The organism is Micromonospora sp. ATCC 39149 (assembly GCF_000158815.1).
Classification (GTDB): Bacteria; Actinomycetota; Actinomycetes; order Mycobacteriales; family Micromonosporaceae; genus Micromonospora.
This window is the reverse complement of the sequence record NZ_GG657738.1, coordinates 4,814,465-4,826,389: the sequence shown is the minus strand read 5'-3', so window position 1 is coordinate 4,826,389 and position 11,925 is coordinate 4,814,465. Positions and strand designations below refer to the sequence as shown.

General features: G+C 71.9%; 10 protein-coding genes and 1 pseudogene. 4 read left to right on the top strand and 7 right to left on the bottom strand.

Annotated elements, in window-relative coordinates:
• Positions 1–57: 57 nt before the first annotated feature.
• The 3 genes from MCAG_RS21045 to MCAG_RS31210 are packed head-to-tail and all read right to left on the bottom strand — an operon-like array spanning position 58 to position 1,252.
• Positions 58–792: an FAD-binding oxidoreductase gene (locus MCAG_RS21045; RefSeq protein WP_083802328.1), complete on the bottom strand. Its 735-nt coding sequence runs from the start codon at positions 790–792 to the stop codon at positions 58–60.
• Positions 789–1,067, bottom strand: a complete 279-nt coding sequence (locus tag MCAG_RS21040) for a hypothetical protein (protein ID WP_007075001.1) — start codon at positions 1,065–1,067, stop codon at positions 789–791. The genes MCAG_RS21045 and MCAG_RS21040 overlap by 4 nt, the downstream gene beginning before the upstream one ends.
• Complete coding sequence (locus MCAG_RS31210; protein WP_007075000.1) at positions 1,064–1,252, bottom strand: hypothetical protein; 189 nt, start codon at positions 1,250–1,252, stop codon at positions 1,064–1,066. Before MCAG_RS31210 ends, MCAG_RS21040 begins: the two co-directional genes overlap by 4 nt.
• Before the next feature lie 249 nt (positions 1,253–1,501).
• Between MCAG_RS31210 and MCAG_RS31205 the strand changes: the two genes are divergently transcribed.
• From MCAG_RS31205 to MCAG_RS21025, 4 genes are all read left to right on the top strand, one after another.
• Positions 1,502–2,752 carry a helix-turn-helix transcriptional regulator gene (locus MCAG_RS31205; RefSeq protein WP_007074999.1) on the top strand — a complete coding sequence of 417 codons (1,251 nt, stop codon included), beginning with the start codon at positions 1,502–1,504 and terminating at the stop codon, positions 2,750–2,752.
• Positions 2,749–3,261: a flavoprotein gene (locus MCAG_RS21035; RefSeq protein WP_007074998.1), complete on the top strand. Its 513-nt coding sequence runs from the start codon at positions 2,749–2,751 to the stop codon at positions 3,259–3,261. The genes MCAG_RS31205 and MCAG_RS21035 overlap by 4 nt, the downstream gene beginning before the upstream one ends.
• A gap of 164 nt (positions 3,262–3,425) precedes the next feature.
• On the top strand, positions 3,426–6,488 hold the full coding sequence (locus tag MCAG_RS21030) for a DUF3427 domain-containing protein (RefSeq protein WP_036374533.1): 3,063 nt from the start codon (positions 3,426–3,428) through the stop codon (positions 6,486–6,488).
• Between the two features lie 168 nt (positions 6,489–6,656).
• Positions 6,657–7,025 carry a VOC family protein gene (locus tag MCAG_RS21025; RefSeq protein ID WP_007074996.1) on the top strand — a complete coding sequence of 123 codons (369 nt, stop codon included), beginning with the start codon at positions 6,657–6,659 and terminating at the stop codon, positions 7,023–7,025.
• Between the two features lie 62 nt (positions 7,026–7,087).
• Here the strand turns inward: MCAG_RS21025 and yidD are convergent, their stop codons facing one another.
• The 4 genes and pseudogenes from yidD to MCAG_RS21005 form a co-directional block, all read right to left on the bottom strand.
• Entirely contained in the window at positions 7,088–7,459 is a 372-nt protein-coding gene (gene yidD / locus MCAG_RS31200) for a membrane protein insertion efficiency factor YidD (RefSeq protein WP_157548167.1), read from the bottom strand.
• Between the two features lie 45 nt (positions 7,460–7,504).
• Positions 7,505–8,656, bottom strand: a complete 1,152-nt coding sequence (locus MCAG_RS21015; protein WP_007074994.1) for a hypothetical protein — start codon at positions 8,654–8,656, stop codon at positions 7,505–7,507.
• A 255-nt stretch (positions 8,657–8,911) separates the two neighbouring features.
• The gene (locus tag MCAG_RS35950; protein ID WP_304412197.1) at positions 8,912–11,131 is read right to left on the bottom strand and encodes a bifunctional diguanylate cyclase/phosphodiesterase; all 2,220 of its coding nucleotides are present in this window, start codon (positions 11,129–11,131) and stop codon (positions 8,912–8,914) included.
• Positions 11,132–11,354: 223 nt separating this feature from the next.
• Positions 11,355–11,925 (bottom strand): annotated as a pseudogene (locus MCAG_RS21005) (hypothetical protein); the annotation flags it as partial.

Here is an 11,925-nt window from a genome sequence, read left to right as displayed (position 1 = left end):
ACGTGCCGTTCTGCTTCGCAGCCCGATCGCCGATAGCGCGTGCTGCGGCGGGTTCCGTCACGGGCCAGCCGGGTCGGGCAGGTGAAGGCGGTCCTCGGGCACGCCGGCGAGGGGCAACCAGCAGCGGGCGATGTCGACCATGGCGGGCGGGCCGCAGACGTACACCTGTTGGTGAGGCTGGTGGTGGCGCAGCGCGAGGGTGAGCGCGTCACCCTGCTCGGCCGGATCGGCGTGCGAATCGTGGGAGAGGGCGGGCACGATGGTCAGCCACCCGTGGGCGCGCTGGAGCTTGTCGAGGGCGATCGCGTCGTACAACTCGGCGAAGGTGCGCGCACCGACGACCAGCGTGACCCGGCGGCCGTCGGGAGCGGCGGCGACCTGTTCGACCAGGGCGCGCAGCGGGGCCAGCCCGGTGCCGCCGGCCACCAACAGCAGGTCACCGTCGCGCAGGTGCAGGCCAGTGTCGCGGGGCGGGCCGAGGTGCAGCAGTTCGCCGGGGCGTACGTCATGGACGAGGCTGCCCGAGACGGTGCCAGCAGCCACGGCACGGACGTGCAGCTCGACGGTGCCATCGGGGCGCGGCAGATTGGCGGGGGAATACCAACGCCAGCGGCCGGGGCACCGTGGGGTCTGGACGGGAACAGCCTGGCCGGGGTGGTGCGGCAGCCGCGCCCAGGGGCGCAGGGTCAGGATGGCGATGCCGGCGCACGGCCGGTCGTGACCGATCACCCTGGCCGGCACGCCGTCGCCGGTCCCCACCGCCGCCTCAGCGGAGTCGCCGGCGGCGCTCATCGGGCCACCGCCCGACGCACCTGGGCGATCCGCTCGCCGGGCAGGTCGGCCGCCCAGCACACCCCGACCAGGTAGTCACCGATCCGCCGGCACTGCGCCTCCGACAGGCCCAGCCCACCCCAGGCGTCCGCCGACTCACCGGCGAGCGTGGCGGTCAGGCTCACCGTCAGGTGCGCGGCGATCCGGTCCAGATCCACCCCGACGAGGTACGGGGACAGCTCCGCGTCCGCCACCACCAGCCGCAGCCACCGGCGGACGATCTCGGCCGGCGTCACGCCTGCTCACCGTGCTCGGGCATGGCCTGCCCCCAGCGAGGCAGCCGACACGGGTTCGGGACCCGTTCACTGCGGTACTGCGCTCCCCCCGGCCAGGACTCGGGGGCGTTGGGGCGGACCGCTGGGATCACGTCCTCGTCGATGGCCCGGATGGGAACGGGGAAGTCTGCTACGGCGGTACTCATGGTTTCTGCGCCCCTGTACGTCGCGGAAGGGTGGAAGTGCGCCGGGGCGGGCGGGGACGAGGTCGCGTCGTTCGGGCCGACACACCCCGGAGCCCAGCACCCGCACCGGGTCATGCATCCCAGCTTCGAGGTGAGCCAGAGCAGTAACCACAGCGTCGAAGGAGCCGAAATGACGCATCAATGTGGCGTCTGCGTACCCGCGACATCGACATACGGTTACTAGAGTGACGCCAGGCGAAGGAGGTCTGAGTGGCTCTGAAGCGGCATCGACTCTGCCAGCGGCGGAAGACGCTTGGCCTGAGCCAGGAGCGGTTGGCCGAGCTGCTTGATGTGGAACGCTCCACCGTCGTCCGATGGGAGAACGCCGAAACGGATCCGCAACCCTGGCAGCGAAGCCGAATCGCAACGGCATTGCGAGTTACGCTCGAACAGCTCGATGACATGCTCATTGATGTCTCGGTGGCACCCCGGCGAGGTCAGGTCATGAAGAACGGAAGCCCGGCTCCATCACTCGGAACCGCTCGGACGGAACTCCTGACGGGCCTGCGAGCGTTCCTTGGCAACTATGTCCCGGTGCATCAGACTGGCCAGGTGCGTTCCCTCGCCGACGTGCGGCGGGACGTCGGCCGAGTCCACCACCTCTATCAACGCGCGAGCTACAGCTCAGCAGCTCGACTCGTGCCGGAGGTCTTGGCTAGGGCCGCCGAGGCAGCGAGTCAATCCTCGGGAGGCAACCGCACAAGCGCCTTCCGATTGCTCGCCGCCGCCTACATCGCCGCTTCGAAGCTTGCCGCCAAGATCGGGGATGGTCAGACCGCCCTTCTTGCGGCCGACCGAGCCTCGACCGCTGCAGGGCTGGCCGGCGATCGCCCGCTTGCCGCCGTGGCCGCGTACCAGGCAGCATGTGCTCTTCTCCGTCTACCTGGCCGGTCGGGTGATGCTGAGCTGGTGGTGCAGACCACCGTTGAGAAGCTCACTTCTCAACAGGGGCAAACCAGCCATGACCTCCTGTCTGCACATGGGGCGCTACTCCTCCTGGCTGCGGTGATGGCAGCTAACCGGCTGGACGCAAAGACAGCCGGGTGCCATCTCAACAAGGCCGCTGAGCTTGCAACGCAACTCGGATCGGACGGCAACCGGCTGTGGACCGGGTTCGGCCCAACGAATGTCACCATTCATGCCGTCTCCACCGCAGTTCGTGTGGGCAGTCCGGCCCACGCCATAGAAATCGGAACGCGCCTGGACACTTCCCGCCTGCCTGCGGTGCTGGTTGGCCGGCGAGCTCAGGTACACGTTGACCTCGCTGCCGCGACTATGACGGGCTCGGCAGATAAATCGGTCGCGGTACTACACCTCCTCGAAGCGGAACGTGTCGCCGCTGAGGCTGTCCACACCAACATCCAGGCTCGCATGCTGCTGCTCGACCTGCTGTCGAAGGAACGGAGGGCTGCGACACCGGGGCTTCGACCGCTGGCTGAGCGGGCGGGTGTGTTGGTGTGAACAGCAGACGAGTGCTGGCTCTCGTTGTCTCTGCGGCACCACCTGTGCTGCGGATCAGTGAGCTCATTGACCTACTGATGAGCGACGGGTGGACAGTGTGTGTGACCGCCACGCCGACCGCCGCTACCTGGATCGATCGGGGCGCTGTGGCGCAACAGACGGGGTATCCGGTTCGGGTCGAATGGCGGCAGCCGGGCGACCCGGAGCCCCATCCGGCGGCCGACGTGGTCGTGGTCGCGCCAGCCACCTTCAATGTCATCAACAAGTGGGCACTCGGAATCAACGACAACGTAGCCCTCGGCATCCTCAACCAGGCGCTCGGCACGGGACTGCCCACCTACGCCTTTCCGAACGTGAAGCCAGAGCTCGCGGCTCACCCGGCATACGCGGCGAGCCTCCAACGACTTGTCGACGCCGGTGCACACATCACGCCGCTGACCCAAGACAAGAGTTGGTCGTCCTCCATCAACCACATCCGCAGTCCAGATAGTGCTGGATCCTCTACCTGAGATTCACCCTCGACAACCACGAGCCCGTGCGGCGTGTCGGCGAAATCGCGGCCGTCCCCCACACGGTCCCCAATCGGTCCACCGAACGCAGGCCACCACCAACATCAACACGCGGCTTTCGGCACACCCGCGCGTCGAGCCCGGACGCGCTACTCTCCAGCCCCATGGACGAGCCTGAGGTGGGCATCTACGAGCATCTGATCACTCATCAGGTCGCCACCCATCTCCACCACCTCGACCCGGGCCACGTCCAGCACCACCCCCTGGACCCCGCCGACTCCCACCACCCCCTGACCCGGCACCTCGCCGCCCTGATCAGTCGTGCCCTGCAAGCCGTCCCCAACGGCGATGACAAGCTTCTCCGCCAGGTCGACCTGACCAACCGCATCGCCGAGGCCATCGCCACTCTCAGCCCCGCCTCGACGGACCACCACGACCACATCGCCGATGCCAGGAACCTCCTGCACGCCATCGCCGCCCCACCCACACCCCCGGCACAGCCCACCTTTCCGCAGCGCCCCACCACCCCGCTGTCCACCGGCGCGCTGCTGGTCAACGGCCGCCACCAGCCCCGCATCGGCCACGAGGTCACCCACGAGATGGCCTCGGCCACCCACGTCGACCTGCTCTGCGCGTTCATCAAGTGGCACGGCCTGCGCATCGTCGAACCGGCGGTCCGCGAGCTGATCGGCCGGGGTGGCACGCTGCGGGTCATCACCACCACGTATCTCGGGGCGACTGACCAACGGGCCCTCGATCGGCTCGCCGAGCTTGGCGCCGACGTCAAGGTCTCCTACGAGACCAGGACCACCCGGCTGCACGCCAAGGCGTGGCTGTTCCGCCGGGGCAACGGCATGACCACCGCGTACGTCGGCTCGTCGAACCTGTCGAAGGCGGCGCTGGTCGACGGGGTGGAGTGGAACGTCCGCATCTCGAATGTCGAGCAGCCGCACGTCATCGACACGTTCACCGCCACGTTCGAGGACTACTGGAACGATCCGGCGTTCGAGGCGTACCAGCCGGCCCGGGACGGCGAGCGGCTGCGGCACGCGCTGCGCGGCGAGCGGTCGGAGGACGGGATCGCCGAGATCGCGAACCTGGACGTGCGGCCGTACCCGTACCAGGCGGAGATCCTGGCCGACCTGGACACGGAACGGCAGGTGCACGGCCGGCACCGCAACCTGGTGGTGATGGCGACCGGCACCGGCAAGACGGTGGTGGCGGCGCTGGACTACCGACGGCTACACCGGGCCGGCACCGTCGACTCGCTGCTGTTCGTCGCCCACCAGGAGCAGATCCTGCGACAGAGCCTGTCGACGTTCCGGCAGGCGATAGGCGACGGCAGCTTCGGTGAGCTGCTGGTCGGGGGCCGCGAGCCGACGGGCTGGCGGCACGTCTTCGCCTCCATCCAGTCGCTGCACCGCCGCGAGATCGACCCCGGGGCGTACGACATGGTGATCGTCGACGAGTTCCACCACGCGGAGGCACCGACGTACGCGCGGCTGCTGGGGCGGCTGCGTCCGCGCGTACTGCTGGGGCTGACGGCGACCCCCGACCGGGCCGACGGCGGCGACGTGCGGCGGTGGTTCGACGGCCGCACCGCCGTGGAGCTGCACCTGTGGGAGGCCCTGGAGCGGCAGTTGCTGGCCCCCTTCCAGTATTTCGGCGTGCACGACGACGTGGACCTGTCGCACCTGCGGTGGAAGCGAGGCCAGGGCTACGACCCGGGCGAGTTGGGCGGGGTCTACACCGGCAACGATGCCCGAGCTCGGATCGTCCTCAGCAGCGTGCGGGACAAAGTGGACGTGCACCGGATGCGGGCGCTCGGGTTCTGCGTGAGCATCGGGCACGCCGAGTTCATGGCGGACTGGTTCACCCGGCACGGCGTACCGTCGGCGGCGGTGACCTCCCGGGCGGACCGGTCGGCGCAGCATGGCCTGCTGCGCGACTTCAGGGCCGGCAAGCTACGGGTGCTGTTCACCGTCGATCTGTTCAACGAGGGCGTCGATCTGCCGATGGTCGACACGATCCTGATGCTGCGGCCCACCGAGAGCGCCACGATCTTCCTCCAGCAACTCGGCCGGGGCCTGCGCCTCGACGACGACAAGCCGTGCCTGACGGTGCTGGACTTCATCGGCGGGCAGCACGCCAACTTCCGCTTCGACCTGCGCTGGCGGGCCCTGACCGGGGTCAGCCGGCGGGCGGTCAGGGACGCAGTCGAGCAGGACTTCCCGTCGCTGCCGAGCGGCTGCCACGTCCAACTCGACCGGGTGGCGAAGGAGGTGGTGCTCGCCAACCTCAGGAGCGCGCTGCCCACCTCCAAGAAGGGCCTGGTCGCGGAGCTGCGGCAGCTCGGGGACGTCAGCCTGGCGGAGTTCCTGCGGGAAACTGGGTTGGAGATCGAGGACGTGTACCGGTCGGCCTCGGTCGGCGGGTGGACCGGGCTGCGGCGGCTCGCCGGCCTGGACACCTCCAGCCCTGGCCCGGACGACCGGGAGCTGGGCCGGGCCATCGGGCGGATGCTGCACCTGGACGACGTCGACCGGCTCGACCTGCTGGCCCGGGTCGCCGTCGGTGAGCGGCCGGAGCCAGGACGCCTGTGGGACATGCTGCACTTCGACCTGTGGGGGCCTCAGGTTCCGCTGGCCGCCCGCGAGGAACGGCTGGCGCGGCTGTGGGCGGAGCCGGCGCGCCGCGCCGAGCTGCGGCAGGTCGCCGAGGTGTTGCGGGAACGCATCCACCGGGTCACCGCACCCGTCGGCGCGCTGCGGGTGCACGCCCGGTACAGCCGCAACGAGGCGTGCGCAGCGTTCGGGATGCCCAACCCCGGGTCGCTGCGGGAGGGCGTGAAGTGGCTGGAATCCGAACAGGCGGACCTGTTCTTCGTCACCCTGGTCAAGTCGGAGCAGCACTACTCCCCCACCACCATGTACGCGGACCGGGCCATCACCGAGCGGCTGTTCCAGTGGGAGTCGCAGAGCACCACGTCGGCGGCGTCGGCGACCGGGCAGCGATACGTCAACCACGCGTCACTGGGGTCGACCGTGCACCTGTTCGTACGGGAGACCCGGGTGCCGGATCGGGATCTCGGTGCGCCGGCGTACCTGTACGCCGGGCCGATGACGTACCGGCGGCACACCGGGGACCGGCCGATGCGCATCGTCTGGGAGCTGGCCCATCCGCTGCCGGCCGACCTGTACGCGGCGGCCCGCGCCATCGCGGCCTGATCAGGTGACCCCGGAAGGCTCAGGCGGCGTCGGCGTGATGTCGGCGTCGTCGGCTGCCCTTCCCCCGGCCGGCGCCCAGACGCGGGCAGCGACTCCACTCACCGGCCGCCGGTGAAGTGTCGTAGGTCGTTCCTATCCTGGCGGCGCAACTACGACGAGGGAGACGTCTTGCTCGATCACCTGGGCATTCAGGCCCGTGACATTCCCGCCAGCCTCGCCTTCTACGACGCCGTTCTCGCGCCGCTGGGCGCGCGCCGGCTGATGGAGTTCGGCGACGTGGTCGGCTACGGCAGCGAGCAGCCCGACTTCTGGCTGAGCCCGGTGGACTCTCCAGGCGACGGGCGCGAGGCGCACATCGCCTTTGCCGCCCGGGATCGGGCCGCCGTGCGGGCGTTCCACGACGCGGCAATCGCCGCCGGCGCGGAGGTGCTGCACGCTCCCCGCGTCTGGCCGGAATACCACCCGACCTACTTCGGCGCGTTCGTCCGCGACCCGGACGGCAACAACGTCGAGGCCGTCTGCCACGCCCCGGAGTAAGCGCTCGTGGACAGCTGTCGTCGCCGGGGGACGACAACTGTCCACGATCAAGAAGAAGGCGGTCAGCGGACCGGGTCGTGGGTGCCCCAGGGCACGTGGGGCTTGCAGCGGCGCAGCCGCTCGGCGGCCATCCGCCCGCCCACGGCCAGGCCGTGCCGCTCGACGGCGGCCAGCCCGTACGCGCTGCACGTCGGGGTGTAACGGCACTGGCCCGGCCAGCGGTGCGACAGCCACCGCCGGTAGCCGAGGATCGCGGCCCGGCCAGCCCGGTCGACGACCGGTGCCCGGGTCGCCCCGGCGGTCGCCGAGCCGAGGGTGAGCAGGAACGAGAAGAGCCCGAAGTCGCAGCAGTCCGGGCCGTCGCAGTCGCAGTCGGTGCAGGAGTCGAGGCCATGCCGCTTCTTACGGTGGCGGTCCCTCTTGAGGCTGAACATGCCATTGATCATCCGACACGCACACCACCGGCCCGGCGGCGCAGATCAGGTCCAGACGGTGCGGCGGAGTCCGTCGTGGGTGGCGCAGACGTCCGCCCGGCCCCCGGTGAGGCTGAGTGCGCCGTCGCGGCACTGCACCAGGTATCCCGTCCCGGCCCAGAAGTCCTGCCCACAGTCGAAGTAGTCGCACACCCGCACGTCGGGCCGCCGGATGCGGGAGCCGCCGCAGTAGTCGTACCCGAACGGGTTCGCCGGTGCGCCGCAGCGCCTGTCGCGGTTCGCCGCCGGCTGGGCGGTGGGCGACGCGGTGCCGTGCCGCGGCTTCGCGGTGGCCGTCGGGCCGGTCCGGGCGGTGGGGAGCACGGCCGGCACGGCGGTGGGCGCGATTGTGGCGGCGACGGCGACGTCCGAGCCGGGCCGCACCGGCGGGTCCGAATCGAACAGCGCCACGGGCACCAGCAGCGCCATGGCGGCGGCCACCGCGACGGTACGCCGGCCGCCCGGCACGAGGGAGGTGATCCGGGCCTGGGCGGGAGTGGCGATGGCGGGGCGGAACGGCCGGAGCTGGTCGTGCGCGGCGATCAGCTCGTCGAGCTGGGCGAGCACCGCGCCCCGCTGCTCGATGGCCTCGGCGAAGGCCAGGGTGAGGGTGAACCGGAACTCCGCCGCGGCCTCGGCGGGCAGCAGCAGGCCGGAGGTGCGCCGCCGGTCGAGCACCTGGATCAGGGTGATCGGTGCCGCCGGGTCGTGGGCCAGGCCGGTCATCTTCCCGTACGCCCAGTCGCGCCGGCCGCGCCCGCCGAGCAGGACGAGCCGGCGGTCGGTGAGCACGGCGAGGCCGGCGTCGGTGACCTTGACCCCGTCGGGTCGCCGGTGGTGCAGGGCGGGCCGGTCGGGGTCGACGCTCAGGTCGGGGGCGGGGAGCACGGCGGTGTGCCGCAGCTCGACCAGTTGCGCGGCGGGCAACGCCCAGAACACCCGCTCGCCGGGATCGAGTTCCAGCGGCAGGCCGGCGCCGGCCGTGGCGTGCCGGCCGAAGTCGGCCGCCGCCGCGCGCAGCCGCCGCAGTTCGTCGTCGCGCCGCAGCCAGGCCCGCTCGGCGTCGCGGTACGCCCGCTGCCGCCGTTCGTTCTGCCGGTACGCCCACCGGTACCGCCACGTGGAGCCGGTCGACTGCCGCCACGCGGCACCGGTCAAATACCGCCAGGTGGAACCCGTCGAATCAGTCTTCGCCACGCCGACTCCTTCGTCGCGCGAGCCACCAACCGGGGTGTCACCGGGATCAACGGTGCCAACGAACCCGACGGACCCGCCGAGGCAGGCGAATCACCCGATCGGCGGACCAACTAGCACGAAAGGGGGATCACGTCGCGTCGATTCACGTTCCCCCCGCGCGCCGTGTGGCACGTGGTCACACTGCTCGACCTGCTGTTGTGAGGCCCGGGACGCCGGTCAGGCCCGGTTGCGCGCCGCCGGGATGAGGGCGGCGCGCAGGTCGGCCAGGGCGGCGGGGCGGCCGTACCGCCAGCCCTGGCCGTGCACGCAGCCGATCGCGGTGACCGCCTCGTGCTGCCCGTCCGTCTCCACCCCCTCGGCCACCACCGTCAGGTCGAACGCGCCGGCGAGCCGGGTCACCATCTCCACCGTGGCGTACGCGCGGGCGTCCTCGCCGAGCCGGGTCACGAACGACCGGTCGATCTTCAGCTCGGTGGCGGGGATGCGGTGCAGGTAGCTCAGCGACGAGTAGCCGGTGCCGAAGTCGTCGATGGCGATGCGGATGCCCAGCTCGCGGAGTTGGCGCAGCCGGTCCAGCACCGTGTCGCTCCCCTCGATCAGGGCCGACTCCGTCAGCTCCAGGGTGAGCGCGCGCGGGGCCAGGCCGGCACCGGCGGTAGCCGCGGTGACGGTGGCGATCAGGTCCGGCCGGCACAGGTGGGCGGCGGCGATGTTGACCGCCACGGTGGCCTCCGGACAGTGGTCCCGCCAGGTGGCGGCGGCCCGGCATGCCTCGTGGATCACCCAGCGGTCGATCGGCAGGATGAGCCCGGTCTCCTCGGCCAGCGGCAGGAACCGCGCGGGGGTGAGCAGCCCCAGCCGGGGATGGCGCCAGCGCACCAGCGCCTCCGCGCTGCGCACCTCGCCGGTGGCCAGGTCGACGATCGGCTGGTACTCCAGGTGCAGTTGCTCCTCGTCGACGGCGCGGCGCAGGTCGGCGATCAGCTCGGCGCGGCCCACCGCCGCCTCGCGCAGCGCCGGGGTGCACGTGCGGTACGCGGACTTGCCGGCCGCCTTGGCCGCGTACATGGCGATGTCGGCGTCGCGGAGCAGGTCGGTGTGGGAGGCGTGCTGCGGGCCGTACTCGGCGATGCCGATGCTGGCCGAGGGGTGCACGCCCGCCTCCTCCTCGCCCGGGGAGGGTTGCAGGGCGTCGAGCAGCCGTTCCGCCAGGTGCTCCGGGCGGACCTTCCGGTCGCCGTCGACGAGGACGGCGAACTCGTCGCCGCCGAGCCGGGCGATGCTGCCGTCGCCGGCCACGGCCCGTTCCATCCGGCCGGCGATACTGGTCAGGATGCCGTCACCGGTGACGTGCCCGAACCGGTCGTTGACCTGTTTGAAGCCGTCCAGGTCGAGCAGCAGCACGGCGACGGGGGCCTCGTCGCGCAACGCCCGGCGCAGCCGGCGGGTGAAGGTGAGCCGGTTCGGCAGGCCGGTGAGCTGGTCGGTGTAGGCGAGCCGGCGCAGCCGGGCGACGAGCCACATGTTCTCGTTGGCGGCCAGCCCCTGCCGCAGCGCCAGGACGCCGAGCAGGGCCATCATGCCGACGAAGACCAGCTGCGGGGTCTGCCCGGTGGGCCGGCGGGCCAGCACCACCGCCACGATCGCCCCGCCCACCGGCAGGTACGGCAGGGCCACGCGCCACCACGGCGGCAAGGGCGGTTCGGTGGCCTCCTCCCGGCCGTCCCAGGCCGGGGGCTGCGGGTAGTGGGCGGCTACGCCGATCAGGAGATAGCTCAGCGGCCAGCACACGTCGATGGGGTGGCCGGGGGCGTAGCTGCCCTGGGCGAACAGGGAGATGTACACGGCGTCGGCCACCGCCCGGGTGCCCAGGCTCGCCCCGATCACGGCCAGTGGCCGCCACATCGGGCGGGTCGGGCTGGCCACCGCCACGAGGATGGTCAGCTGCATCAGGTCGAGCATCGGGTAGAGCAGCCCGAAGGTGCGCACCGGGTCCGCCAGGTCGGCCTCGGCGATGCCCCGGAACACCACCACCCAGCCGATCGGGATGAGGGCGAGCCCGACGATCACCCCGTCCAGCACGGTGCGGGCCCGACCGACGGCGCTGCGCGGCGCGGCGACGCAGCAGAGCAACGCGGCGGTCCCGGTGCCGATACCGAGGGTGAACAGCCCGCCGACGAGCAGGCTGTGCGGCAGGGCGTCGTCGCCGAGCCGCTGTACTGTCCACACCGTCCGGCCGAGCGCGGCGAGACCCATGGTGGCCGCGAGGAACAGCCAGAACCGGCGCAGCGGCGCCGGGTGCCGGCGGGCGGCGCGGACACAGGCGTAGCCGGACCAGCCGGCCACGGCGATCGCGCCGAGATCGCTGACCAGGGCCGCGCCGGGCAGGGCGGCGAGCACCCAGGCCAGCTCGACGAGCAGGATCGCCGCGGCCACGGCGAGCCCGACCCGACCGGGCCGGGCCGCCCCAGCAGGAGCCGCGCAGGCGTGACGTGCGTCGTGAGGCAGCACAGTGGTCGTCCGGCTCTCTCTCCTGCGCGCACCTTCCCCGGCGAGGACCGGTGATTGACGGCGAACCACGAAAGCGTAGCCAGCCGCCGGGCGGGCCGCCAGAGCCGGTGCACCGAGGACGGTGGCACGGCACGACCCGGCGGGACCGTCAGGCCCACTCCTCCGTCGGGTCACCGTCCGGCGGAGCGGCCACGGGACCGGCGGTGGCGGCCGGGCCGGCCATGGGACCGGCGGTGGTGGCCGGGCCGGCCATGGGACCGGCGGTGGCGGCCGGCGGGCCGCCGTGCGTCCACGGGGTCTCCTCCGGCGCGGGGAACGCGCCCGCCGGCAGGAATCCGTCGGCCAGGGTGGTGAGGCAGATCCGCTCCCCCACCTCCGGCACCGTGCCCGGCGGGGCGGTCAGCCCCCGGCCCATGCCGCCGGAGAGCTCCAGCACCACCTCGGTCTTGCCGTCGGCCGCCGGGGTCAGGAAGACGACCCGCGCCTTCTGCCCCGGCCGGGCCGGCGAGTACAGCGTCGCACCGACCGGCACCGCCACCGGCTCGGTGGTCACCACCTGGATCCGGGGGCGCAGCACCGGGCGCTTGCCGGTGTCGTCCACCCGCGCCGGGTCGGCGAGGGTCACGTCCCCGACGAACGCCTCCCCGGTCAGCCGGTGCTCGGCCATCACCAGGGGGTCGTCGTAGGCGCGCTGCACCGCGTAGGAGGCGGAGGCCCGC